The 25,358-nt window shown below is 60.4% G+C and carries 22 protein-coding genes and 2 pseudogenes; 9 read left to right on the top strand and 15 right to left on the bottom strand.

From position 1 onward, the window contains the following. Positions 1 to 18 precede the first annotated feature (18 nt). Positions 19 to 1,347, bottom strand: a complete 1,329-nt coding sequence (locus MF6394_RS13650; RefSeq protein WP_161952161.1) for a D-arabinono-1,4-lactone oxidase — start codon at positions 1,345 to 1,347, stop codon at positions 19 to 21. Positions 1,348 to 1,424: 77 nt separating this feature from the next. Then, positions 1,425 to 1,793: a c-type cytochrome gene (locus tag MF6394_RS13655; RefSeq protein ID WP_070413445.1), complete on the bottom strand. Its 369-nt coding sequence runs from the start codon at positions 1,791 to 1,793 to the stop codon at positions 1,425 to 1,427. Between the two features lie 684 nt (positions 1,794 to 2,477). On the opposite strand from MF6394_RS13655, the gene MF6394_RS13665 reads away from it, so the two are divergent. Together MF6394_RS13665 and MF6394_RS13670 are read left to right on the top strand one after the other, a co-directional pair. After that, complete coding sequence (locus tag MF6394_RS13665; protein WP_070413443.1) at positions 2,478 to 2,819, top strand: hypothetical protein; 342 nt, start codon at positions 2,478 to 2,480, stop codon at positions 2,817 to 2,819. A gap of 11 nt (positions 2,820 to 2,830) precedes the next feature. Beyond that, a complete protein-coding gene (locus tag MF6394_RS13670) occupies positions 2,831 to 4,000 on the top strand; it encodes an MFS transporter (protein WP_070413442.1) in 1,170 nt (389 codons plus the stop codon). A 1,168-nt stretch (positions 4,001 to 5,168) separates the two neighbouring features. Here the strand turns inward: MF6394_RS13670 and MF6394_RS13685 are convergent. The 4 genes from MF6394_RS13685 to MF6394_RS13700 all read right to left on the bottom strand — a co-directional run bounded on the left by MF6394_RS13685 (position 5,169) and on the right by MF6394_RS13700 (position 8,685). Then, positions 5,169 to 5,789, bottom strand: a complete 621-nt coding sequence (locus MF6394_RS13685; protein WP_070413440.1) for an NADPH-dependent F420 reductase — start codon at positions 5,787 to 5,789, stop codon at positions 5,169 to 5,171. 177 nt (positions 5,790 to 5,966) lie between these two features. After that, positions 5,967 to 6,932 (bottom strand): SDR family oxidoreductase, encoded by a 966-nt coding sequence (locus tag MF6394_RS13690; protein ID WP_070413439.1) that lies wholly within the window; start codon positions 6,930 to 6,932, stop codon positions 5,967 to 5,969. Between the two features lie 49 nt (positions 6,933 to 6,981). Next, positions 6,982 to 7,617, bottom strand: a complete 636-nt coding sequence (locus MF6394_RS13695) for an NADPH-dependent F420 reductase (RefSeq protein WP_070413438.1) — start codon at positions 7,615 to 7,617, stop codon at positions 6,982 to 6,984. Between the two features lie 435 nt (positions 7,618 to 8,052). Continuing rightward, complete coding sequence (locus MF6394_RS13700) at positions 8,053 to 8,685, bottom strand: class I SAM-dependent methyltransferase (RefSeq protein WP_070413437.1); 633 nt, start codon at positions 8,683 to 8,685, stop codon at positions 8,053 to 8,055. Between the two features lie 125 nt (positions 8,686 to 8,810). Here MF6394_RS13700 and MF6394_RS13705 point away from each other — a divergent pair, with 125 nt between their 5' ends. Beyond that, a complete protein-coding gene (locus MF6394_RS13705; protein ID WP_070413436.1) occupies positions 8,811 to 9,263 on the top strand; it encodes a winged helix-turn-helix transcriptional regulator in 453 nt (150 codons plus the stop codon). Positions 9,264 to 9,767: 504 nt separating this feature from the next. Here the strand turns inward: MF6394_RS13705 and MF6394_RS13710 are convergent. The 6 genes from MF6394_RS13710 to MF6394_RS13735 all read right to left on the bottom strand — a co-directional run bounded on the left by MF6394_RS13710 (position 9,768) and on the right by MF6394_RS13735 (position 16,415). Then, entirely contained in the window at positions 9,768 to 10,529 is a 762-nt protein-coding gene (locus MF6394_RS13710; protein ID WP_047710805.1) for a 1,6-dihydroxycyclohexa-2,4-diene-1-carboxylate dehydrogenase, read from the bottom strand. Between the two features lie 10 nt (positions 10,530 to 10,539). Then, the gene (benC, locus tag MF6394_RS13715) at positions 10,540 to 11,562 is read right to left on the bottom strand and encodes a benzoate 1,2-dioxygenase electron transfer component BenC (protein ID WP_078466838.1); all 1,023 of its coding nucleotides are present in this window, start codon (positions 11,560 to 11,562) and stop codon (positions 10,540 to 10,542) included. A 10-nt stretch (positions 11,563 to 11,572) separates the two neighbouring features. Continuing rightward, on the bottom strand, positions 11,573 to 12,061 hold the full coding sequence (gene benB, locus MF6394_RS13720; protein WP_034135573.1) for a benzoate 1,2-dioxygenase small subunit: 489 nt from the start codon (positions 12,059 to 12,061) through the stop codon (positions 11,573 to 11,575). Then, positions 12,058 to 13,434, bottom strand: coding sequence for a Rieske 2Fe-2S domain-containing protein (locus MF6394_RS13725; protein WP_078466839.1), 1,377 nt, complete (start codon positions 13,432 to 13,434; stop codon positions 12,058 to 12,060). Before MF6394_RS13725 ends, benB begins: the two co-directional genes overlap by 4 nt. 107 nt (positions 13,435 to 13,541) lie before the next feature. Next, entirely contained in the window at positions 13,542 to 14,489 is a 948-nt protein-coding gene (locus tag MF6394_RS13730; protein ID WP_078466840.1) for an AraC family transcriptional regulator, read from the bottom strand. A 117-nt stretch (positions 14,490 to 14,606) separates the two neighbouring features. Beyond that, entirely contained in the window at positions 14,607 to 16,415 is a 1,809-nt protein-coding gene (locus tag MF6394_RS13735; protein ID WP_078466871.1) for an ABC transporter ATP-binding protein, read from the bottom strand. A 498-nt stretch (positions 16,416 to 16,913) separates the two neighbouring features. On the opposite strand from MF6394_RS13735, the gene MF6394_RS13740 reads away from it, so the two are divergent. The 4 genes from MF6394_RS13740 to MF6394_RS13755 are packed head-to-tail and all read left to right on the top strand — an operon-like array spanning position 16,914 to position 21,972. After that, complete coding sequence (locus MF6394_RS13740; protein WP_078466872.1) at positions 16,914 to 18,527, top strand: ABC transporter substrate-binding protein; 1,614 nt, start codon at positions 16,914 to 16,916, stop codon at positions 18,525 to 18,527. Continuing rightward, on the top strand, positions 18,524 to 19,474 hold the full coding sequence (locus MF6394_RS13745; protein WP_078466841.1) for an ABC transporter permease: 951 nt from the start codon (positions 18,524 to 18,526) through the stop codon (positions 19,472 to 19,474). The genes MF6394_RS13740 and MF6394_RS13745 overlap by 4 nt, the downstream gene beginning before the upstream one ends. 3 nt (positions 19,475 to 19,477) lie before the next feature. Next, positions 19,478 to 20,362: an ABC transporter permease gene (locus tag MF6394_RS13750; RefSeq protein WP_044273680.1), complete on the top strand. Its 885-nt coding sequence runs from the start codon at positions 19,478 to 19,480 to the stop codon at positions 20,360 to 20,362. Beyond that, positions 20,359 to 21,972, top strand: a complete 1,614-nt coding sequence (locus MF6394_RS13755; RefSeq protein WP_047710801.1) for a dipeptide ABC transporter ATP-binding protein — start codon at positions 20,359 to 20,361, stop codon at positions 21,970 to 21,972. Before MF6394_RS13750 ends, MF6394_RS13755 begins: the two co-directional genes overlap by 4 nt. Positions 21,973 to 21,996: 24 nt before the next feature. On the opposite strand, the gene MF6394_RS34140 is transcribed toward MF6394_RS13755, so the two are convergent. Further along, positions 21,997 to 22,173, bottom strand: coding sequence for a hypothetical protein (locus MF6394_RS34140; RefSeq protein ID WP_158497495.1), 177 nt, complete (start codon positions 22,171 to 22,173; stop codon positions 21,997 to 21,999). Between the two features lie 138 nt (positions 22,174 to 22,311). Next, positions 22,312 to 23,295 (bottom strand): 5'-nucleotidase, encoded by a 984-nt coding sequence (locus MF6394_RS13760; RefSeq protein WP_078466842.1) that lies wholly within the window; start codon positions 23,293 to 23,295, stop codon positions 22,312 to 22,314. A gap of 151 nt (positions 23,296 to 23,446) precedes the next feature. Between MF6394_RS13760 and MF6394_RS33090 the strand changes: the two are divergent. Both MF6394_RS33090 and MF6394_RS34575 read left to right on the top strand, forming a co-directional pair. Next, a pseudogene (locus tag MF6394_RS33090) lies at positions 23,447 to 23,521 on the top strand (type II toxin-antitoxin system ParD family antitoxin); the annotation flags it as partial. After that, positions 23,508 to 23,677, top strand: a pseudogene (locus MF6394_RS34575) (type II toxin-antitoxin system RelE/ParE family toxin); the annotation flags it as partial. The pseudogenes MF6394_RS33090 and MF6394_RS34575, both read left to right, overlap by 14 nt. Positions 23,678 to 23,684: 7 nt before the next feature. On the opposite strand, the gene MF6394_RS13770 reads toward MF6394_RS34575, so the two are convergent. Next, positions 23,685 to 24,620, bottom strand: coding sequence for a helix-turn-helix domain-containing protein (locus MF6394_RS13770; RefSeq protein WP_003191111.1), 936 nt, complete (start codon positions 24,618 to 24,620; stop codon positions 23,685 to 23,687). Positions 24,621 to 25,358 lie beyond the last annotated feature (738 nt).

Raw genomic sequence — 25,358 nt, forward strand, 5'->3', positions numbered from 1 at the left:
CAAAATGTCGGCGGTTCATCAGGCCACTCCCAAAATAGACGACAGGTGCGCGTTGAGGAATTTACCGCTGGGATCAAGTTCGCGGCGCACTCGGGTGAACTCCTCCCAGCGCGGATACAACGGTTCCAAGGTGCGGGCATTGAGGGTGTGCAACTTGCCCCAGTGCGGGCGGCCGGCATATTTCCAGAAGATCGGTTCCACGGCGGCGAAGAAGTTGTGGTGGTCCATGGTGTAGTGCTGGTGCACGGAGATTGAACAGCTGTCGCGCCCCTCGAACATGCTCAGCGGAATGTCGTCGGCCTTGACGTAGCGGTACTCGATGGGAAACCAGGTGCGCAGGTCCTTATCGCTGATCAGCTTGAGGATTTCCCGCAGGCAGGCCGGACCGTGTTCGGCGGGCACCGAATATTCCATCTCGTTGAAGCGCACGTCGCGCACGTTGCTGTACACCTGGAACGACTCGGCCACCCGGTCATCGAAGTTGGCAAAAAAACGCAGGCTGTTGAGCAACGTGCCCCGGACGTCGGAGAAATCGCTGACGTATTTGTCAAGTTTTTCGATGATCGACACGAACTCGTTACCGCCCGCCTCGGCCGGGTCCATGGGCGGGGTTTCGGGGTCGGTGGTTTCGTTCAGGGCGATGGACAAGGCGTAGTCGGAATGGGTCACCACGAGCATTTCCCAGTGCTGGTTTTCCCGGGCGTTTTTCGCCACGTCTTCCAGCAGATCTTCGGTCTTGGCGATCCACTGGTGCTGTCGCAGACGGTAGGGTGCGCGGTTTTGCAGGCGGACCTGGGTGGCCACGCCAAGGGCTCCGAGGGACACCCGGGCGGCGCTGAACACGTCGGGGTGGCGGTTGGCGTCGCAGTCCAGTACCTGGCCCTGGGCGGTCACCAGCTGCAGGCCGGTGACACAACCAGAATACGAGGTAAAACCCACGCCCGTGCCGTGGGTCGAGGTGGAAATCGCCCCGGCCAGGGTCTGGTAGTCGATATCCGCCATGTTGGGCAGCGCCTGGCCGACGTCCTTCAATGCCTGGCCCATGCGCGACATCGGCGTGCCGGCGGCGAAGGTGGCCTGCAAGGTGTGCGGATCGTGATCCAACAGACCGTTGAAATAACTCAGGGAAAGCAGCGTGCCGTCTGTGGGCACCAGGGCACTGAACGAATGGCCCGAGCCCACCGGCCGCACCTTGCCCGGTGCCTGGCCGATGACCTGCACCAGTTCATCGAGGTTTTTCGGCGCCTGCCGGGCCAGGGGCAAACAGGTTTGCGCCCCCGACCAGTTGCGCCAGGGAATCAACCGCGGTGCCCGGGCCAGCTGGGCCAGCACCGGGTTACTGGTCAATGCCGTGAACGCGCCAGCTACCGCGCCGCGCTGCAATAATTCTCGCCGTGAAAGCCCCATCGCCTACCCCGTTATTCTTATTGGATGTGTTGACCCGACATAAAGCTGATCAGCCCCAGGAATTGGTCTTCGGAGCACTGCACGCACAGGCCCATCGGCGGCATGCCGTTGTAGCCATTGATGGTGTGGTCCAGCAGAGTGTCCGGGCCCTGGGCGATGCGCGGGCTCCAGGCCGGGCCGTCACCGGTCAGCGGTGCCCTGGAGGCCGGATTGGCGTGGCATAGCTTGCAACTGGTGTCGTAGACCTGGGCCAGGGCTGAGTCGCCGGGCATGGCGTTGGCCGCCGTGGCGCGTTCGGATGAATGTTTCGGTTTGTCGCCACAGGCTGTCAGCAGGCAGGTCACGGCCATCAGCAGACTTATGCGACGGGGGTTGATTGCCCGCATAGCCACCCTCTCTATCTTATTGTGTGAAAGCGTGATCAACACTAATACAACCACGGCACGGCGTTGAGGTCATTCGGGGACAGAAAGGGGACCAGAGCGGACAGCCCTGCGTAATCTGCACGGCCGATACTCTCAACGTCGAATACGCCGTGACTCATGGATAAAGGGCTGACCCTCTCACTAGCATCGGGGGTTCAGTTCAAGCGTCTTGTAAAAATCAGCCCGAAAATTGTGCCGAACCGTACAAAGGCAGCGCTTTGCATGCTGGCTGTTGTGGCCTGTAACGCCGCTCTTTGTGTACCAGCGAAACCTGGCCCACAGGCTTGTCAAAATGGAACACGTGGGCCATGAGCGAGTACTTGATTTTCCTCTATTTCATCCAGATGACGCACAATCCGCACACCAAGTCGACACCTACTGAACGATATCAATGCACCATTTCACAAGCTGGAGGGTCCTTTGCGCTTGGCAGCTCAAGCATTTTGCCGAGGTATAAATACGGCCGGACACTCGTTAAAACTCTCTTCGTCGAGAGCGCTAACACGCGCAAGTAGCCAACCGCTCACCGCCTATCTAGCGGCGAGCTCACCACGGGAGTACCGTACCTAAGGTTATACGTAACAGTTCTTATCCCGCTGGTTATACCCTCATCTATGCTCACAACATCGACCGGGAACTGACGACGTGCTGCAAGACGCAGTGGTCGACTTAGGACGTTCGCTCATTCGAGAAGTTGAGGAAGAAACGGGCCTGACAGCTGAAGACTTCACGCTGGTAGACGAATGGATCCGAGTTGAAAGTGACATGCATTTCGCCTTTTTCAAGGATGCGCAGTTGAAGTGGTCGCGCCTGGAAGTCTCCGATCCAATCGAAAAATTTCTGGCGGAGCAGATAGATCCAGAACCGTCCGACGTCGTGTTGGAAAAAAAGCATCAGGTCTGGCTGGACTCACCCTACCGATGTTCCCGCGAGAGTATTTTGAAAAGAGTCTGCCTAATCGTTGAACGCTTGGCGTCGTTATTCTAGGTCGGTCACAAATGGAAAAACCGAATATCGAATATGGCAACCAGCTACGCTGGTTTGCCCTCACCAGGATAAACATTCTCTCAGCACTTTCGCAGATCGTGCAGATTGGTACAGTCACCCCGCTGCTATCGCTTTCGCTTGAGCAGCAAGGGGTGGAGCCAGCAAAAATCGGGGTGGTTGTCAGTGCCTCGTGGTTGGCTATTTTGCTGCTCTACAAATGGGTTCCACGCTTACTGGCCCGTATGGGGCTCGTCAGAACTAACATCCTCAGTGCAGCGCTGACTATTGCTGCGCTGATCGGTATGCCCCTGACAACCCATCTGGCATTGATTTTTTCACTGAACTTCTTGCTCGGCATCGGCTTGATCCTGCGCTGGATCGCGTGCGATACGTGGATCGTTGCAGTCGCCTCGAAAGACGAGCGCGGCCGGGCGATCGGCGTCCATGAGGCCTTGATGGGCCTGGGTATTGCTATTGGCCCGCTCCTGCTGATTGTATTTGGCGTGGGAAGCGCCGCGCCCTACTACGCCTGTGCCTTTATCGTGTTGATGTCCGGCGCGCTGGCCTTAACCCTCAAGACCTACGATACGCAACCGAAAACACCGGCAGAAAATCACCATGGAAAATTGTTTAGCGTCATTCCAACAGCTCTTTGCGGCGCATTTATTGCTGGCTTTTCTGAAACCTCAGCCGTGTCGTTCCTTGCAGGCTACAGCCTCTCGGCTGGCTACCTGTTGACCGCCGCGACACTCCTAATATCAGTATTCGGAATTGGTGGCACCGTCCTTCAACTGCCAATTGGCTGGATGGCTGACCGCAGCTCTTACAAGATCGGCCAGTTAGTCTGCAGCTTGATACTGTTGCTGGGTTCGTTGGCCATTCCGCTCAGCCAGCCGCATCCTTGGTTGGCGACGATGATCGTGTTCCTCTGGGGAGGCGCTATTGGCGGCATGAACACCTTGGCTGTAATCGAGGTAGGAGACCGAGCTGGCGAACATCAAGTGTCCACCGCCATGACGGCGATTGCGATGTTCTACACCTTGGGCAGCGTATTGGGTCCCATTGTTACCGGGGCCACAATGTCTTATGTCAGCGAGCAAGGATTGATGATCTCAGTGGGAGCAGTTGGTGCGCTGTTCATTGCAATTGTGCTGTTGCGTAGCATTTCGCCAGCAAAGTGATTCGCACCAACTGGTTGGCTGAAACTGTGCCCTGCTGTTATCCAGCACTCAGTAAGTCACGTTCTCGCCTGCTATAGCGGGAAAGAGTCTCAGACCGCAGTTAATGACTAGCATTAATGGCCAGACAATCATCGCAAATTTTTTTATCGCCCTAGGCTTGCGGCTTACAGCACATCGGCTCCCGGCCAACCAAACTGCTGGGCAATTCACATCCTATGGGTCATCAATCCAGAGCCGCGCCTACCCTTGTACCCGTGTCAAAGAATTTTCGACCGGCCGTTATCGCAAGCCATACTATGCAGCTATGGAAACATGATGCTGAAACCGTCGCTGCCTTCGCTGTCGAACCATTGCCGCATCTCATCGGCGACGGTCTGCTCAACGCCGACCAAGGGCAACCCTGCGCATCCCCCGAGACGGAGGACCAGTTGCCGGACGGTCAGCTACTCGGGGGCGGCCAGCACAGCGATCCGTTCCTGAGAGCTCTGGCTGGCATTAGTAGGCGGAATCATTGGGAGAAAACATCTAGATCGAATGTGCTGGCATCCGCCCCCCAGAGCGACGGACAGCGAGGCAATAGCGCTCTGCTCCTGCGCCAGGATGTCGGTAACCTGTAGGCAAACGTCGCTAGAGCCCCTACAACGGGGGCCGGTGCCAAGAGTATTCACCGACATGGTGATGCTCTCGTTGATCAAAGCCTGGAGCCCGAATACATTTCGGAGGCCCGCGCCAGTCCTTGCGCATCGATATACGCCCGGATGTTGGTCAGTTTTCCATTTCGCACAGTAATGGCGAAGAGCCAATCGTCCTCCCATGTCCTAGTTCGCAACCTCAATCCTCCCACTAGCGAGACCAATGACCAGCACCCGGTCTCCCTACGCCGCAACCTCGCCGGTTTCCATGAGAAAAGTTTCCATCGTGTCGAATTGCGTCCGAAACAGATCCACCAATCCTGAGTGCCAGCGGCGCGTGCCGGCCAGCGGTCAGTCCTCGCCCGGAATGATTCAATCGATATCTTCGGCAGCCCACGTTAGCAGACCTTGCATATCGGCGCGGCCGGTGGCTGCAAACGCATCCTTCACGATCTGAACATACTCTTGCGCGTTCATCGAAATCTCGCCATCTCTTTTCAGATCGCGACGCAATGGACCTGACGGGTGTCGGCGACTCAGCCGATCTCGACGTTCAAGGCGATATCCCAAGTACCGGCACCATTTTTTGCAAGGCCGATCATCATCAGGCCGAGCGCCTCGAGCGTCTGCGCCATGTGCAGGCCGCCGACATCCAGCGGGCGCAGCCCAAGACTCTCGATGAAAGTCGAGACGCGTGCCTTGACTTCTGGATCGTCGGCGGCGATGAACGTGTCGAGGCGCCCTCCTTTGGCAAGGACATGGCCGAAAAGCGTGTTGAACGCCTTTACGACATGCGCGCTGGCGGGGGCGATCTTGGCGATCTCCTGCGCACCAGAACTGCCGGCGGGAGAGACAAGGCCCGAGAGGTCCGGGGAGGCCGTATTGGTGATGTCGATGATCACCTTGCCGTCGAGCGCGTCCCCGTAGTCGGCCACCACCGACGCCGCACCAGTGTAAGGCACGGCGAGAATGACGATTTCGCCGGCTGGAGGGGCCTCGTACTTCCCTGTGGTCGCTCCTGCTGCGAGCTGGTCGGCCAATGCTTGCGCCTTGGCCGGGTCGCGGCTGACCACCTCAACGGTGTATCCCGCTTTGGCGGTACGACCGGCGATCGCCGCGGCCATGCCTCCTGAACCGATGATGCTGATAGTGCTCATGTGTAATCTCCAAATGAGTTGGGGTATTGCCCGCTGTCTCTGAATGGGCTTCCCCCGATTAGTATCCCGTGCGTGCCGGGCAGCATCCGCCGCCCTTCTGCCATGCTCGGGGCGAACGGATCGCGACGTCGCTGTTCGCCGGACGATTTGCGACTCGGCGAATAGCCTGATGATCACTCAGGCGGCAGGGAAGTAGTGGCCATTGTCCATATCGGCAAACAGGCCGGGCTGCACTGGTGCCCAGCCGAGAGTCTGGCGCGTGATATCGTTCGACGCCGGGGTATCCAGCGTTACCAAGTTCGCGAGGAAGCCGAAGAAACCTGGCCCCATCATTACGTCAACGGGAATGGGCACGGCGGGAAGGTTCAGACGGCTGCCAATGGCCTCCGCGATCTCGCGGTACGGGATAGACCCTTCGGCAACCGCGTGCCAGCATCTGCCAGCGGGACCCTTCTCCAGCGCCAGGCGGAACAGGGTAGCGAGGTCGCGGGCATGCACTGCCGCCCACCGGTTGGAGCCGTCGCCGGGAAAGCCAACGACGCCCTTTTCCTTTGCTTGCCCGATCAGGACCTGAAGGAAACCGGCCTTGTCGGTTGAGCTGTGCATGATTTCAGAAATGCGCACGACCGAAGACCGCACGCCCCGCTCTGCGAGACCGATGACGGTAAGCTCCACGATGTTACGAACCCGCAGGGAGCCCTTATATTGATCGCCAGCCGGAGAAAGAGCCGGATCCTCCTCGGTCGCCGGTCGGCTCTGCAGCGGCCCAGGAACCGGCCACCCCACGTTAGTTGGCGAACCGATGCTTCCCGACACGACCAGCGGTTTTCCCGTTCCAGCCAGTGCATCACCGTAGGCGAGCATGATCTGGACTTCCGCTGCGGCAACAGCGTCGAGCCCGCCGACCGGAAGCAAGTCTTGTCTGTGCGCTACATGGATCACGCCGTCGGCGGCTGCAGCCGCCTCCTTGAGCCCGTCGAGATCATCGAGATCACCGCGACGCACCTTTGCGCCAAGCGCAGTGAGCGCCTGCGCCGCACTGTCCGACCGGGCCAACGCAGTGACCTCGTGGCCGGCGGCGATGAGGTCGGAGATGATGTATGGACCGGAATGACCGGTCCCGCCAGTGACGAATACGTGCATGTTGGTGTTCCTTGTAAGTGATGTGATGCGAAAAGTTATGCGAGTGCACTCAGCCGAGAAAGCTGACGCCGATTGAGAACCTGGTGTGCTTGACGGAGTGGGTCATGAGACCCAGCGACAGCAGGCAGACGTGCTCCAGCGTCCGCGCCATGGGCAGTAGCCCAACGTCAAACGGCCGCAGCCCGAGACCTTCGACGAACGCCGAGACACGTCCCTTCGCCTGCGCGTCGTCTCCAGCGATGAACACGCCCAGCGAGTGGCCTTCGACAGGACCGGCAGCCAGGACGTGGGAGAAATGGGTGTTGAACGCCTTGATGACTTCGGCGCCGGCTGGCGCAGCTTTGGCGATTTCCTGCGCGCCGAAACTGTCCTCAGGGGTCACAAAGCTTTTGAAGTCAGGGGCGACGGGGTTGGTAATGTCGACAAGAAGCTTGCCTGCCAATTCTTCGCCGTACTGCGTCACCACCTCGAGAACCGCTGAATAGGGAACCGCCAGGATCACAATATCCCCGGCCGGGGCGGTGCCGAACGTTCCTGTCGTCGCGCCAGCTCCGATCTGCTCGGCCAGCGCCCGCGCCTTGGTGGCGTCACGACTCATCACCTCGACGGTGTGTCCGGCTTTGGCGGCAAGGCCGCCGATCGCTGCGGCCATGCCACCTGAGCCGATGATGCTGATAGTGCTCATGTGCAGTTTCCTTACAGATATGGGTTGACCATTCAAGGACTGCCGGCGTGATCCGGTGACTGCGTTCAACCTGCGAACCATGCTGATCGCCTCACTTGCAAAAAGCAAGTGAATTGCAGAAATTTACTTTCGTTATGCAAGCAATGTTAAGAATCACCTATGAAATCAATATCTAAAGAAGACATTCGGTTCCATCGGCGCAGTGAACTATGGCGTGGAGATCTTCGGCGACCGGTGGTCGCTCTTGATCATGAGGGTGGTGGCTCGACTACATCGAAGCCCCTGGCAGGTCGACAAAGAGGTGAAGGCGCTGGTCCGCAATCGCGGATGTATCTTTCCCGAGATCAGAAACCTCGCGACCAGAATGGCCTTGTCCAAGCCACCTGGTCGACTGCTACTACCGACCCCTTCCCATGAAGACGGCGTCGTGACCTGTCAGGGCTTCACGAACCGATAGACGAAGCGATCTGTCTCGCCCTTGATGGCGGGATCGAACGCCTTGATCGAGTGTGGATCGTCCTTGTTCGCGAGCAAAGTGCTTTGCGCGTCCAGTACAAAACCGGCCGCTTCCACCTCCTTGTGAACGGATGCGGGCTCAATCCGATGCAGTGACTGGGCATTGCTCGCGCCCGTCCCGATGGCGGCGGCGTGGTCGATGATGACGTAGGCCCCACCAGGCTTCAGCCGCTCAAAGACGGCTCGATTGAAGTCGGCGGCCGTGGCGCCCCTCGCCTTCATCAGATCAGTGTGGAGATCGTGGTAGAACAGGTGCAGCCACAGGACATCCGCCGGTTGCGTGACCTCCGGCATCGCGGTCAGGTCGGCGGAGACGGCTTCGACATTCTCCCGGCCCGCCTCCTTCGCGAGCGCCTGCATGCTGCCGAGCGGATCGTTCTTGAAGTGGGCGACTTCGGCTGGCACAAAGCTGTAGACCCGCCCTTTTGGCCCCACGGTGTCGGAGAACAGACGGGTCCATTCGCCGTCGCCTGGGTAAACGTCGATGACGGTGGAGCCTGCATCCACGCGTGCGAACCGGAGCAACTCGGATAACTTGGTTGTGTCGTACACGGGGATCTCCTTTACGGCTGAGTATTCGCGTTCAATGTCCTAACCATGCTGGTCGCTTCACTTGCAAAGCGCAAGCGAATAACAGGAGTTTACTTGCACCATGCAAGTGATGTTAAGATCCCCCCATGAAAACCACATCTAAAGAAGACATTCGGTCCCATTGCGCAGTGAACTATGGCGTGGAGATCTTCGGCGACCGATGGTCGCTCTTGATCATTCGCGACATCGTTTTTGCGGGTAAGAAGACCTATGGCCAGTTCCTGAAGTCGGAAGAAGGTATCGCGTCCAATGTCCTTGCGTCCCGCCTCGCCTTCCTTGAAGGACAAGGAGTTCTCTCGAAGGCCCCCAACCCCGACGACAGGCGCAAGGATTTCTATACGCTGACAGAGAAAGGCCTGGACCTCATCCCCATCGTGCTCAACATCGTTCTTTGGAGCGCGAAGCACGATTCGAAGTCGTACGCACGGGACCTTGAGGAGTTCGTGACCCGTTTAACTCAAGACCCCACGCAGGTGAGCGAAGAGTTGAAGGCTCTGGTCCGCAGGGGCGGATGCATGTTTCCTGAGAGCAAGGGATGAGCTAGAGGCAACCGCGCCCTCTCACATTGCATGGATTATGGGCACACACCCGGCTACAAGTTGCAGCCGATGTCCGAAACGGTTCTGGAAGGCACCATTGAAGTTTCACCAACCCCGGTGGCTGTTGAGGGTCGATTTCAGTCGGTTGCCACTGGCCAATCTGTTGCATCGACCGGTCGAATCCACAGTCGTTAGCCACCCTGCTCCGCCTCAGAAATCGCCAATCGCGATCGCCCGCGCACTACGCGCAACTGGGGGCAAAACTGGGGGCATATTTGGAATTTTTCTGCCTGAAAGTATTGCTCTAGAGCCCAGTCAAAATGTTTTTCGGGGATCCTGAGAGTCTCTAGTGGCCGTCTGGCAGCTGTTTATCTGATCATTTCTGCCTTTTCATAGACCATGAAGCCCCATCCATCTCCAGTGGATTGCTCCATTGGGGCACACCTGAGGGCATGCCTTGGATGGTTTGAAAAGGAGAGCCCATGTCATCTGATGGAAAAAGCCTTAGCCGAGGTCGCCACCGCCCACCGGCAAGGTCACGCCGGTGATGTAGGAGGCCTCGTCGCAGGCCAGGAACAGAATTGCGCCAGCTTGTTCGTCGATGCTGCCGTAGCGTTTCATCGAGCTGCTCTCGAGGGTCTGGTCGACGATCTGCTGGTACCACACACGCTCCTGCTCGCTCTGCGGGTGGCTGTTACGCGGGATGCGCCGTGGCGGTGCCTCGGTGCCGCCGGGCGCGGTGGCGTTGACGCGAATCCCGCTGCCTGCAGTCTCCAGGGCCAGGCAGGCCGTCAAGGCATTCACGCCGCCCTTGGCTGCGCCATAGGGCACGCGATTGACACCACGCGTAGCCACGGAAGACACGTTGACGATCGCGCCCGCGCCCTGCTCCAGCATATAGGGCAGCACGCAATGGCAGCACCACAGCGTGGGGAACAGCGAGCGGCGCACTTCGGCCTCGATTTCAGCTTCGGCGTAATGCTCAAAAGGCTTGGCCCAGATGGTCCCGCCGACGTTATTGACCAGCACGTCGATGCGCCCGAAACGCGCCGTGGCGGCGGCCATCACCCGCGCGCACTCGCTGTATTGTTCCAGGTCGGCGGTCAGCAGTAGCGCTCGCTCATGCTGCAATTCATGCACGAACTCGGAGCGATCCACCGCAACCAGCCAGGCACCCTCCTCCAGCAAGCGTTCGGCGACACGCCGGCCGATGCCTTGCGCAGCGCCGGTGACCAGCGCGACCTTGTTGTTAAACCGTTGAGTCATGCGGCAGTCCTCAGGCGGCATCGCACGTGGCGACGGCGTTAGGGGTGAATTTCTCGTAATGGAAGCTGGCCGGGGTCACGCCCTGCTGCTTGAAGTGCTCGCGCACCGCATCGACCATCGGCGGCGGGCCGCACAGGTACACGTCGACATCGCCGCCATTGAGGGCTTCGTCGGCCATGTGCTGGGTCACATAGCCCTGGCGCGGGTGAGTGGTGTGCGGATCAGCCACGCAGGTCACCAGGTTGAAGTCGGGCAAACGCGCGGTAAAAGCCTGCAACGCCTCGATCATCACCAGGTCCTGATCCCGCGTTACGCCGTAGATCAACCGGATCGGGCGGGTTTCCTGGCGCTGCACGAGCACTTCAAGCATCGACAGGAACGGCGCCAGGCCGGTACCACCGGCCAGTAACAGCAGCGGCCGCGCCACCTCACGCAGGTAGAAACTCCCCAGTGGGCCGGTGATCGCCACGCTGTCGCCCGGCTGGGCGCGCTCGAGCCAACTGCTCAACAACCCGCCGGGCACGTGCTTGATCAGGAAGCTGGCGCGCGGGTCGCCCGGGCGACTGCTGAAGGAGTAAGCACGTGTTTGCCCACTGTCGGGCACGCTGATATTCACGTACTGGCCGGGCAGGAATACCGGCGCTTGGTCCAGTTCGAAACTCACCTCCAGCGCGGCATCGGCATGTCGGGTGATGCCGGCCAGCGTCGCGGCAAAGTGCGTGGTGCCGGTCTTGCAGGCGCTCGACGGCACCGGCACGGCGATCACGCAGTCGGACTGCGGCACCATTTGGCAGGTCAGTACCTGGCGCGCCTGCGCTTCGTCGGCGCTCAGGGCGTCGTCGATAAAGTCGTCGCCCAAGTCATAGGCGCCGGTTTCACAGCGGCATTTGCACGTACCGCACACGCCGTCCGAGCAGTCCATGGGCAGGTTGATGCGTTGGCGGAAGGCGGCATCGAGCACCTTTTCCCCCGCCTTGCAGTCGATGAAGCGGGTCACTCCATCCTCGAAGTTCAGGGCGATGGCATACGTCATGGCGGTGTCCTCAGATGTGGTAGATGTCGATGACCTGGTGGATGTAATCGTTTTTAAGCACCACTTTCTTGCGCGTTATCAGCGGCTGCTCGGCACGGATGTCGAGGCGATAGAAGGAGGTACCGAAATAACTGTCGGTGGTTTTGTAGCGGTGGCTGAGGGTGTGCCAGTTGAAACGCAGGTCCACCTGCGCGCCGTCGTCGGCCAGCACTTCGAGGTTGCACAGCATGTGCACGGTGCGCGGCTCGGGCGTGCTGGCGCTGGAGCGCTCAGTCTTGATGCGAAAGATGCGGTCTTCCAGGCCGTCACGGTTGGGGTAGTAGATCAGCGAGATTTCGCGCTGCGGGTCTTCGGTGAGGGTGTCGTGATCGTCCCAGGCGGGCATCCAGAACTCGGCCTTGGGCGAATAGCAGGCCAGCCAGTCATCCCATTGGCGGTCGTCGAGCAGGCGCGCCTCACGGTAAAGAAAATCCAGCAGGTGGTCACGGGCAAGGCTCATGGCTGCACCTCACGGTCGCTGGCAATCAGCCCTTGCTGTTCGCGCTCGATCGCACGCTGCAGGCTTTGGGCCCAGTGCGCATGCTGGCGCACAAACAAGCCCTCGTCCTCGGTCTTGACCCCGCTGAGCTGCGGTTTCATACCCATGGCCAAGGCATTTTCGTCCGCGCCCTCGACCCACTGCTTGGCGCCACGGCTCAAGTCATTCCACAGGGTGCTCGCGCCCTGGTAACCGGTCTGGCAGGCACGGAACTCTTCGAGGTCGTCCGGGGTGCCCATGCCGCTGACATTGAAGAAGTCTTCGTACTGGCGAATCCGCGTGGCGCGCTCCTCGGCGCTTTCGCCGATGGGAGCCATGCAATAGATTGTCACTTCGGTTTTGTCCACGGCGAGGGGCCGCACCACGCGGATCTGGGTCGAGAACTGGTCCATCAGGTACACATTGGGGTAGAGGCAGAGGTTGCGGGTCTGATCAACGATAAAGTCGGCGCGCGCTTGGCCCAGGCGTTCGGCCAAGGCCTCGCGGTGAGCGTGCACCGGGCGCACTTCGGGGTTGAGCAGGCGCGTCCACAGCAGGATATGCCCGTGGTCGAAGGCGTAGACGCCGCCCAGGCTTTTCGACCAGCCATTGGCGTCGACGGTGCGCGTGCCTTCGGCGTCGTAGTTGCGCCGGCCCATGGTCGCCGAGTAGTTCCAGTGCACGGAGCTGACGTGGTAACCGTCGGCGCCGTTTTCGATTTGCAGCTTCCAGTTGCCGTCATAGACATAGGATGAGCTGCCGCGCAGCACCTCCAGGCCCAAAGGGGCCTGGTCGACCATCTGGTCGATGATGACGCGGGTTTCGCCCAAGTAATCGCTGAGTTCCGGCACCGCATCGCTGAGGCTGGCAAACAGGAAACCGCGGTAGTTTTCAAAGCGCGCCAAGCGCTTGAGGTCATGGGAGCCGTCGCAGTCGAAGCTGTCCGGGTAGGCGCCGGTCTTTGCGTCCTTTACCTTGAGCAGCTTGCCGGCGTTGCTGAACGTCCAACCATGGAAGGGGCAAGTGAATGAGCCCTTGTTGCCTTGTTTGCGCCGGCACAACATGGCGCCGCGATGCGCGCAGGCGTTGACCAGACCATGCAGCGCGCCATGCTTGTCACGGGTGATGACCACCGGCTGGCGGCCGATCCAGGTGGTGAAGTAATCGTTGATCTGCGGCACCTGGCTTTCATGGGCCAGGTAGATCCAGCCGCCTTCGAAGATGTGTTTCATCTCCAGGGCAAACAGGTCGGGGTCGGTGAAGATGTCGCGGCGGCAGCGGAATACCCCAGTGGCGGGGTCTTCCTGTACGGACTCGCGCACTTGGCAGGCGAGTCGGTCGAGTGTACTGATCATGGGGCGGGCCCTCCGTTGTTCTTGTATCAGGCGCCCTCACCGTACGTGTTCGCCCTGCCCGTCAATATCCGCTGCCTGCACATCGCTATCCGCCAGGCGCACGTCGCTTAACGATGGCGTTTCCAGGTCTGCGACGGCAGTTCGCCGAAGCGTTTGCGATAGGCCTCGGAAAACCGTCCCAAGTGCATGAACCCATGGTCCAAAGCCACCTCGGTCACGCTGCGCGTGCTGCTTAGCTGCAAGCGTGCATGTACGCGTTCGAGTTTGCAGCGGCGTACGTAATCGCGCGGCGACAGCCCCACCTGGCGCTCAAATAGGCTGTACAGCGAACGTTCACTGACGTTGGCCACGGCCATCAACTGCTCGACGCTGATGTCATCGCCCAAGTGCTGCTGGATAAATTCGTGCACCGCTTCAAACCCACCGCCGTGGGCAGCCCGGGGGGTCACCCGCAACACATTGCTGCCTAGCAATGCCAGCAGCTTGTTGGCCACGATGCGTTCGTACAGGCCTTGCATGTTGGGCTCGGCAGCGTTTTCCGCCTCATGGCAGCTCAACCCGAGCAACGGCAGGAAGCCGCCCATTTCACTGAGCGCGTGACGGGCCGTCGTGAAGCGGACCCCCGCCCGCGGCAGGCTCCAGTGCTGCTCCAGGCAGGCGTTTTCCAGCAGGCGCACCGGCAGTTTGATGATGAATTTTTCGCAGTCGGCGGAATAGGTCAGGTCTACCGGGTCGTCCGGGTTGATCAGCAGGATTTCCCCCGGCCCGAACACATCCTCCTCGCCACGGGAGTTGGAGCGGCAATGCCCGCTCAAGAGGATCTGCAGGTGGTAGATGGTCTCCAGCGCCACCGACATGACCCGCACCGGTGCACCGTAGCTGATGCGGCACAGGTCCAGGCTGGCGAAGGTGCGATGGCTGATACTTGCCCGCGGCCGGCCCCTGGGAGGCAGGCGAATGCAGTGGCTGCCCACATGCTGGTTGACGTAGTCCGACACCGCGTAGGCATCGGCACCCTGGAAAATCTGGCTGCGCTCACTCAATAGCACGGTCATGGTCGCGACTCTTTTATCGTTATTGGGCTCAGGCTGACGCTTGGGTAGGGGGGCGTCCAATATGGATAAAGTCTGGAGGGATACCCTGGAGGTATCGTCGGGCGTGGCGCTCGCGACCTAGCGATACCCCCGCGCCTGAACATCGAACAACTCGGCATAGCGCCTACCCGCCGCCATCAGTTGATGATGACTGCCCTCCTCCAGGATTCGCCCGCCGTCCAGCACGATGATGTGGTCGGCATTGCGCACGCTGGAGAATCGATGGGAAATCAACAATGTCATGCGGCCCTTGGCGTGTTCGCGAAAGTGCTCGAACACCGCCGCCTCGGCGCCGGCGTCCAGCGCCGCCGTCGGCTCGTCAAGAATCAGCAGATCCGCCTCCTGGCGCATATATGCGCTTGACAAGGCAACCTTCTGCCATTGCCCACCCGACAACTCCTGGCCGCCAAGCCAGCGCCCTAACTGTGTGCCGTAGGTCTTGCTCAGGCGTTCGATGAACTCGGCGGCCACCCCCTGGGTTGCAGCCGTGCGCCAGCGCGGCTCGTCGTTCAACGCATCGACGTCACCCACGCCAAGGTTCTCGCCGACGGTCATCTGGTAGCGGATGTAATCCTGAAAAATCACCCCAATGCGCTGGCGCAGTGTCTGTTCATCCCAGTCTTGCAAGTCGCTGCCATCCAGCAGAATACGCCCCTCGTGCGGGGTATACAGGCGCGTGAGCAGTTTGATCAGGCTGGTTTTGCCCGAGCCATTCTCGCCCACCAGGGCCAGGCTTTGCCCCGGCGCCAAGTGCAGGTTGATGTCAGCCAATGCCGGCCGCTCAGCGCCGGGGTAACTGAACCCCACGTGCTCGCAACGCAGACCGTCGCCGGGAAGCGCGCCCTGGGTAAGCCGGCCACTCGGCACGACCACTGGGGTTAGCAGGTACTCATAAAGGTCTGAGAGAAACAGACTGTCGTCATACAGGCCGGCAATCGCGCTGAGGCTGGCGGTGATCGCGCTTTGCCCCTGCTTGAACAGCACGATGTACATGGTCATCTGCCCCAGGCTGGTCTGACCGCGCACGGTGTCCAGCACCACCCAGGCGTAAGCCACATAAAACGCCGCGGTGCCCAGCAGGCCCAGGGCAAAGCCCCAGGCATCCCGGCGCACCGTCAACTGGCGGTCTTCGGCGTACAAGCGCCGGGCGTTGTCGCGGTAGCGCTTGAGGAACAGCGGCGCCAGGCCGAACAGCTTGACCTCTTTGGCGTGGGTCTCATGGGACAGCAGCGATTCCAGGTAATTCTGCTGACGGGTCTCCGGCGCACGCCGGTGGAACAGGCGAAACGCATTGCCCGAGAAATGCGTCTCGGCGAAGAAAACCGGTAAGGCGCCGACCACCAGAATCACCAGCGCCCACGGCGAAAAGTGCACTAACAACACGGCAAAGCTGACCAGCGAGATCAGGTTCTGCACCAGCCCCAGGCCCTTGGTGACCAGGCTCAGCGGCCGTGTCGACGCGCCCTGGCGCACGCGCACCAGCTTGTCGTGGAACTCGGCGTCTTCAAATTGCGTGAGCGAGAGGGTCTGGGCCTTCTCCAGAATCATCAGGTTGACCTTCACCCCCAACTGCACCCGCAGCAACGATTGCTGCATTGACAACGCACGCTGAGCGGCGGCCAGCAGCCCCAACACGCCCGCCTCGGCCAGCACGTATTGCATCACGGGCCACACGGGTGCCTGGCTGCCGGCTGCATGAATCTGCATCGCATGCACCACGCCATCGACAATACGCTGGCCGATCCAGGCAGCCAGCGCAGGCAACAGACCTGCAACGATGGTGGCCAGCAGCAGGCCTATGAATAAGGGGCGCGACGTCCCCCAGACCAGCTTCAGTGCCCTGCGCGCCTGGATGGAAAACGCGCTCAATCGATTGAACAGCACCATCAATGGCATGGCCTCCGTGTGGGGGTTAGGGGTGAGATGGGTAAATTATGACAGGCGATGACGTCGCGCACATCCAACGGCGAGCCGACACGCCTCACCAGCCGGGTAATAAAAATAGGTGATCTTATAAAACCACAAGATAACAATATCTAATAATTAGCTTATTCTAAAAAAGACTTTCCCCGCAGTTTTTTATAGAGATATCTTCACTTCACAGACCGACCCCATGCCTGGCGGAGGACGTACCCCCGACATGGATCTCTATCGATATGCCCGATATTTCTCACCCCGCCCCGCTGAAAAAATTCCACCTGTCGCTGTTGACCAGTTCGCTGCTGGCGGCGGTACCCGCCCACCGGCCGCGCGGCGGTGCCGGAGGTGTTTTCTGACGGCTACTACCCGCTGAACAACATTAAGGACCGCGACTACACCAAGCTGGCCTACGGCTTCTGATTCACATCGCCAAACGAGGGCACCCCATTGAACACCTCCAACTTGATGAGCCGTCTGCTGGCCCCCTGCGCCCTGGCGATCAGCCTGGCCGCCTGCTCACCTTCGGATGACCAGGCGCAAGCGAACAAAACCCTGAACATTGCATTTTTTGGCGACAACACCACCCTGGTCAGCGTTGACCCCTTCCAGGTGTACTGGCTGGAACACCGCGTGCTGCTGCGCAATGTCGCCGAGTCGCTCACCGACCAGGACCCGGCCACCGGCAAGATCGTCCCCTGGCTGGCCAAGAGCTGGGAGATCAGTGACGACGCGCTGACCTACACCTTTCACTTGCGCGACAACGTGACGTTCAGCAACGGCGAGCGCTTCGACGCAAAAGCGGTAAAAACCGCGTTCGACAACGACAAGGCGCTGGCCACCCAGCTGCCGGCGACCTTCGGCGCCACCTACCTGGCAGGTTATGACCACGCCGAAGTGGTCGACGACTTCACCGTCAAGCTGGTACTGGCCAAACCCAACGCGGGCTTTTTACAAGCCACTTCTACCACCAACTTGGCAATCCTTGCGCCCGCGTCCTATGCACTCACGGTCAAGGAACGCTCTCTGGGCAAGATCATCGGTACCGGGCCGTTTGTGCTGGCCAGCTATACCCCGGAAGTCGGCGCGCGCCTGACAAAACGCAAGGGTTACGCGTGGCCTTCGGCGAATATGAAGAACCCGGGTGAGGCACACCTGGACGCCGTCGACATCAGCTACATCCCCGAAGAGAGCGTGCGCAACGGCCTGTTCCTGCAGGGCAAGGCCGACATCCTGTGGCCACGCAACCCGTTTTCGGAGGTCGACCTCAAGCTGTTCCAGTCCAAGGGCGCGACCATCCAGAGCCGCTCGCTGCCGGGCCCGGCGCTGAACCTGTACCCCAACACCCGTGGCGAGCGCATCCTCGCCGATCAACAAGTGCGCCTGGCCGTGCAGAAGTCCATCGACCGCAAGAGCTACGCCAGCACCGTATATAACGCCGAGTTCCCAGTGGTGGATGGCATCTTTGACGTGACCACGCCTTACTTCAAAAGCCAGGGCAGCAAGCTCGGCTACGACCCGGCAGCTGCCGAAAAACTGTTGGATCAAGCCGGCTGGGCCAAGGGCGCGGACGGTTACCGCAGCAAAAACGGCAAGCGTCTGAGCCTGAGCTACAACATCAGCCCGGCCGAAACCGCGGGTGACGTGCTGATCCAGGACCAACTGCGCAAGGTCGGCATCGAGCTGAAGCTCAGCGTGGTGACCCGCGCCGAATGGGTGGCCAACAACTCCGCCGGCAACTACGACCTGACCATCAACTATATGACTCGCGCTGACCCGATCATCCTGCAAACTATCCTCGACCCGCGCAGCGCCAACAGTTCCACCGTGGCCACTAACACCTACGAACCGGCCACCCTGGAAAAAGCCAAGGGCTTGTTCGATGCCGGCATTACGGCCACCCAAGGCGCACAGCGTGCCGCCGCCTATGGCGACCTGCAGGACCTTCTGATCGACGAGAGCTCGGCGTTCCCGGTGTACGAGCGCGTGTGGCAGGCGGCAACGTCGCCGAAGGTGAAGAACTTTCGTTGGACTGCCGAAGGCTTCGCGCTGCTGGGTGATATCGAGATCGGCACACCATGAGCCGCTACCTGATCGGACGCGTCGGCCAGGCTCTGCTGGTGCTGTGGGGGGCCTATAGCATCACCTACTTGATCCTCTATCTGCTGCCGGGCGACACGCTGTCGATCATGCTCAGTGCTTCGGGCATGGAGGCCGATTCACTGTCGGTGGCCGACCTGGCCAAGGCGCGGGCCTATTACGGCCTGGACAAGGGCCAGTTCGAGCAATATGTCGACCTGCTGCTGGGCGCCTTGCACGGCGACTTCGGCCAGTCCCTATCGCTGAACCGCCCGGTATCCGAGTTACTCGCCGAGCGCCTGCCGCAAACCCTGTCCCTGGCCGGCATGGCGATTGTGTTGTCGCTGGTCGGCGGCATCGGCCTGGCCTACCTGACCGCCTACATTCGCTGGCAACCGCTGAAAAAAGCCTTGGCGCGCCTGCCTTCCCTGGGGTTTTCGGTGCCGGTGTTCTGGATGGGCCTGTTGCTGATCCAGGTGTTTGCCTTCGGCCTCGGCTGGTTCCCCGCCACCGGCAGCCGAGGCTTTGAAAGCCTGGTACTGCCGGCGATCACCCTGGCGATTCCAAGTGCGGCGGTGTATGCCCAAGTGCTCCAGCGCAGCTTCCAGGGAGTGTGGCAGGAGTCGTATATCGTCACCGCCTACGCCAAGGGCCTGAGCCGTGGCCAGGTCCAGGCGCGCCATGGGTTTCGCAACGCGGCGCTGCCGATTCTTACCCTGATCGGCCTGCAGGTGGGCAACACGGTGTCCGGCGCGGTGCTGGTGGAAACCATCTTCGCCCGCTCCGGCATCGGCCGCCTGGCCCAGGAGGCCGTGCTGCGCCAGGACATCCCGGTGGTGCTGGCGATTGTCGCGGTGTCGGCGGCAGCCTTTGTGCTGGTCAACCTGCTGGTGGATTTGCTGTACCCGTGGCTCGACCCGCGCATTTCCCACACGCCAAAGGTGTCCTAGACCATGACGTTCCTTGAGCAAAACCTCGGCCTTACGCCCCCACTCTGGCAACGCCGCACCCGCCGACAACGTGCCACGGCGGCGGTCATGCCCTTGCTGCGGCGACCGGGCTTCAGCCTGGCAGTGTTGATTGTGTTGTTTTCATTGCTGGCCGCCGTGGCACCGCAGTGGTTGACCAGCTTCGACCCTTATGCCACCGCACCTGCGGTCAAGCTCACGGCGCCGAACCTGACCCACTGGTTCGGCACCGACGAGCTGGGCCGCGACCTGTACACCCGGATGGTCTACGGCTCCAGCCTGTCGGTGCTGGCGGCCTTTCTGGCGGTGGGAATCGCGTTGTTGGGCGGGCTCGGGCTGGGCATTCTGTCCGGCTTTGCCGGTGGGCGTATCGACGCGGTAATCATGCGGATTGTCGACGTGTTGCTCGCCTTGCCCGGCTTGCTGCTGGCTCTGGCGATTGTCACCGCCATCGGCTTCGGCACGGTGCCGGTGGCTATCGCCGTGGGCGTCGGGATTATCCCCGGATTCGCCCGCACCACCCGCGCCGAAGTGCTGCGCGTCAAGACCCTGCCGTACGTGGAAGCCGCACGCCTGGGCGGCGCCAGCTGGGGCCGCACCTTGCTGCGGCACATCCTGCCCAACGCATGGGGCCCCGTGGCGGTACTGGCGACCCTGGATTTCGGCGCAGCCATCCTCGCCACCGCCGGCCTGAGTTTTCTCGGTTTTGGCGCCGCGCCTCCGGCCGCCGAATGGGGCACGTTGATCGCCAACGGTCGGCACTTTCTGATCACCGCCCCCTGGGTGTCGTTGCTGCCCGGCCTGTTCCTGGTCGCGGTGGTGTTCAGCCTCAACCACATTGCCCGCACGTTCGAGGAGGTTCAGCGATGAATGCTTTAGTTGATGTTCGCCAACTGAGTGTCAGCTACCGGCACGGCAACCTGGCGGTAAACCAGCTGTCACTGACCATCGCCCAAGGCGAGACGCTGGCGATTGTCGGCGAGTCCGGCTCGGGTAAATCCACCCTGGCCAACGCGATTCTCGGCCTGTTGCCGGGCAGCGCAACCATCAGCGCCGGCGAGCTGTGGGTGGACGGCAACAACCTCACCCACGCCAGCGAACGCCAGAGACGCGGCCTGCGCGGGCGCACCATCGGCCTGGTGCCCCAGGACCCGATGGTCAGCCTCAACCCGACCCTGCGCATTGGCCAGCAGATTGCCGAGGCGCTGATCCTGGCCAAGGGCAAGCGCTACCCCGGCGTCGATGCGGATATCGTCGAGCTACTGCAGCAGGTCGGTATCGCCAAGCCGGTACTGCGCGCGCGCCAGTACCCGCATGAACTCTCCGGGGGCATGCGCCAGCGCGTGCTGATCGCCATCGCCCTGGCCGGCAACCCACGCTTGATCATCGCCGACGAACCGACCAGTGCCCTCGACGTCACCGTGCAGCGCAAGATCCTCAACCACCTGCAACGGCTGGTCAGTGAGCGCGCAATTTCGTTGCTGATCATCACCCATGACCTTGGCGTGGCGCTGGATCGCGCCGACCGCGTTCTGGTGATGCAACAGGGACAAGTGGTGGAGCAAGGGGCACCACGGCAGATTCTCGGCGCGCCGCAGCACGACTACACCCGCGCCTTGATCGCCGCCGCGCCAGCGTTCGCCACGCGCCGCCAGCCGCTGGCCCGGCCGGCCCCGACGCAGCCGCCGATCCTGCAGCTGCAAAACGTTGGCAAGACGTTCGCGCTGCCCAAGGTCAAGGGCGAAGACGCGACCTTTGTCGCGCTGGAGGACCTCAGCCTGCAGGTCTACCCCGGGCAGACCCTGGCGATTGTCGGCGAGTCCGGCTCAGGCAAAAGCACCGCGCTGCGCATCGCCCTCGGCCTGGAAAAACCCAGCCGCGGGCGGGTGTGGTTCGAGCAACAGGACGTCACCGACCTCAGCTGGCGCGACTTCCGCCCGCTGCGCCAGCGCCTGCAACTGGTGCAACAAAACCCGTTTGCGGCGCTGGACCCACGCTTCACAGTGTTCGACAGCATCGTCGAACCGCTGGTGTCGTTCGGCTTGCTCAAGGGCCCTGCCCTGGAACAGGCCGCGCGCGAGCTGATCAGTCGCGTGCATTTGCCGGTGAGTTTCCTCGATCGCCTGCCGCGCGAGCTTTCCGGCGGCCAGTGCCAACGGGTCGCCATCGCCCGCGCCCTGGCGCTGAAACCGGATCTATTGCTACTGGATGAACCGGTCAGCGCCCTCGACGTGTCCGTGCAGGCGCACATCCTTGAACTGCTGCAAGAGCTGCAACGGGACATGGGCATCGCCTACGTACTGGTGTCCCACGACTTGTCGGTGGTCGCCAACTTCGCCCATGAGGTGCTGGTGTTGCGCAATGGCCGGGTGGTCGAACAGGGTTCGGTGGAGCGCATCTTCAGCCGCCCGACCAGCGATTACACCCGTGAGCTGATTGGCGCCATCCCTGGCCAACACGCTATCGCGAGCGCCGCCTGAGCGGCGCTTTACTCGGCAGTGCAGTCACGCGCCGTGATGCCCTTCTCCTGGGCATACGCGGTCTGACGTGAAGCAATAGGACAGCCGCACGTTCTTCGTTTCGCCCGTGGCATTGACCGCGTAGAACACTTCCCGGACAGCCAGTCGCCGAGTTTGCAGCTTGAGAAAACCCGTCAGCCAGATTTGCCGATAACGTTTCATTTGGTCTTCAGTCAGCGGTGAACGCTGGCTCCGCGCTTATCGCTTATATCGTTCCGACTGATAACGTGAGTGGCGAGGATTCTTCGCAGCACAGAACCGATACGAACGCCTGTGACACTGCGCGCTCAAGCCTGCGTGTTACACCTCCTGCCGGACCTGATCCGCTTCAGAATCCAGCGCAACCACTGTCGCACCATGGTTGGTAATGCCGAAAGGAATGTGCACAGATGGCGCAACTGCGCTAGTCGATTGTAGGTGCCCAGATTGATCATCAAAGAAGATGTGCGGTTTCAATACACCTAAAATCCTGCCTTTCTCGATGCCACCTAGAAAGAATGCGTCGTTAGCCATGACACCCCAACTTTTGAGTGTATTCATTGCACGCTCATGAGACGGCGCATTGCGGGCTGTGACGATTGAGACACGTATGCGGTTTTCGTAGTCAGGATTGAGCTTTTTATGTTGCTCCTCGACCGACTGGATTTTGGATATCCGCACCATGAACTCCTTCAGCGGCCCCGGGTTATGGGGCTGCATAACGTTCTTCACTTCATGCGCATGGAACTCAGACAATCCAGAGGCCTGCATGATTGTTTCGGACTCATCACCGGCAAGGACGCCGTCAAAGTCGAACGCGATGCGTAGGGTTTTATCCGTTTCGTCGTCTTCGAATTTTGAATCGAGCACCTGGCCAGCCGGGTACCCGGCCCTGATAGCCGCTTCCACGTCTTTTTTGTCACCCGACAAAAATAAAGCGATATTCAGAGCAGGTATGTATTCATAAGGGGATTTTCCCTGCATGAAAATCGCCCGTGTCATCCCAAGGCCGTAGTGCTCGATAGTCTTCAGCACGCGCAGTCCAGTATCAGGATCGTTGCGCGAAAGCAGTATGACCTCAACGAGCGGATCCGTAGGATCGACGCTCAGGTCATTCACTGACAGCAAGCGCTTGATGAAGGGGAACGCTATCCCCTTAGGAAGCGGGACGTGAAGATTTTTTTGCTGAAACTTGCGGTATTCCTCCTCCCCCTGTCTCTGAAACACTGCGTCCGATGCCAGCAAATCAAACACAGCGCTGGAAGCGACGCCGATCACCAGGCGATTTTCTAACTCGTAGGGCATTGAAACCTCTCTGGATGCCTCTAAACGCAAATATGGATAGGCATTGAACATGCCGATCGATTTCAAGCACACATCGCGCCTTCTCCCACGCACAGTCAGGTATATCAATCTTCAAATCAATCTGCAGGTTGCTTTATTACGGGTGGATGCAGAAGGTTTACGTTTAGTGGAGCAGCGCGTCGCCGAAGACACCGCCAAAATTGAGGCACTGCGCACCGGGCCTTCGCAGCGATCACCTCGTCTATTCACGCCAGCAGGCCAAACAAACCAAGGAACGGTCAAAAACCCACGCCATATCGTGTTCTATCGTGGGGCAAACGACGACGTGATCGAGGTCGTCAGACTCCTTCATGACGCCATGGAAGCGCAGTTGCACTACCCCGCCAATTTCAATCGCGGCGCAAAAGCGTATTCGGTGCCACGCCAAACGCCTTGCGAAACGCATGGCTGAAATGCGAGAAGTCAGAAAACCCGAAGTCCAGCGCCGCCTCAGACACCGAGCGCACCTGGCCCCGCTCGATCGCTTCTCGGCTGGCATTCAGGCGCTCTTTCCAGATCTCTGCAACGGGGGTTTTTTGGTAGCGGGCGAAGGCCCGTGTAACGGTGCGGGTGGATACATTGTGGGCTTTGGCGATGGCTTCAATCGACAGGTCCGGCTCGGTCAGGTGGCGTTGGATGTACTGCATGATGCGGCCGTAGAGGTCCATTTCCTGATGGCTGGTTTTCAGGTCCTGGAGTTCCAGGCTGATCACAAGCAGATCAAGCACAGCACTTGAGTAACGATTGGAGATGCGCTCATCCTGCAGCGACGCAGGCGTGCTCGCGGCCTGGTGCAGCATTTCGCGCAAGGGCACTACACCAGGACGCCGGTCGTCGAGGACCATCGCGGTGTATTCTGCAATACGCGGCAGGCGCTCGGTGAGCAACGCTCTGGGAATACGGATCAAGTGGTTTTCGGTACCACCCAGGCTGAAGCGAAACGCCTGGGTTGCGTCATAAAGAAACAAATTTCCCGTGGCCAAGTTGGCTTTTCTTGAGCCTTGTTCGATTTGCCCATGGCCCTTTCGAGCGAAACCCAACCATAAATCTTCAGCCGGGCCGCTGCGCAGGTGCTGTTCGGAACGCTCCCAGTAATGCAGCGGTGAAGACAGCGTACAAATGTCCAGCGCGCCGACTGTATTGAGGGTGAGCGAGCCATCAAAACGGCTCTGGGACAAGGGTTTGCTATCGGCCGCCAGGCAATGGCGACAGACCACTTCTTTCCAATAATCAAACCGACGTGTTGCAGGGACGGCAAGGGTCGAATACTGAGTGTTCGGGTTCATGACGCTGACCTCGACAACGATGCAATAGGCGCGCGAGAAGTTGTAACGAGCGGCCGATTGTCAGCCATCGAAGCAATTAACACGCCAAATGCAGTGGCAGGTCGGCTGTAGCAACGGTAACTACGATGCGAAGCGAGCCGCTCTTGATCTTGATCTGCTTTTGATCTCAAGCGCCCCGTTAAACCACGCTGGCCGTAATTCGACAGGGATTTGGGGGGTAAACCGGCAGGGATGCCGGTTTAGCCGCCCCGCGCCATGGATGGCGCGTGGCGGCGGCCCCCAAAATCACTGGCGGATTACGGGCACACCGAGCCTAAGCGAGGTGCCGAGTGGTGGGGCAAGAGCGTTTTGCTTACTTTTGCGCTTCTCAAAAGTGAGCCGCCGTCAGGGCGGAACCCTAAGTAGCCATTACCGCAGCAATGGATATGTACACAATCCAACTGTGTTGGCTGCCAGGCCGCCTTCGCGAGCAAGCCCGCTCCCACAAGTTTGACCGCGTCGCACCGCAGTCGTGGCCCGTTTAAGGGCACAGCACATCACATCATCAGCCCGCGCGCACCAACGCAGACCACCGGTAAACCTCCGTAGCCGGCCTGTCTTTGCCAACCAAGCGGTTGTCTCACCGAACAAAGCGCGCCCTCCTCTGCCGGCCTAATTTCCACCTCACAGCAGCTCATACCCCGCTGATGAGGTACGCCATGCATCGACACTCTTCACCCCGATTGGCTGATTCTTCAT

Origin of the sequence: Pseudomonas sp. MF6394 (assembly GCF_002018845.1) — a bacterium.
Taxonomy (GTDB): domain Bacteria; phylum Pseudomonadota; class Gammaproteobacteria; order Pseudomonadales; family Pseudomonadaceae; genus Aquipseudomonas; species Aquipseudomonas lactis.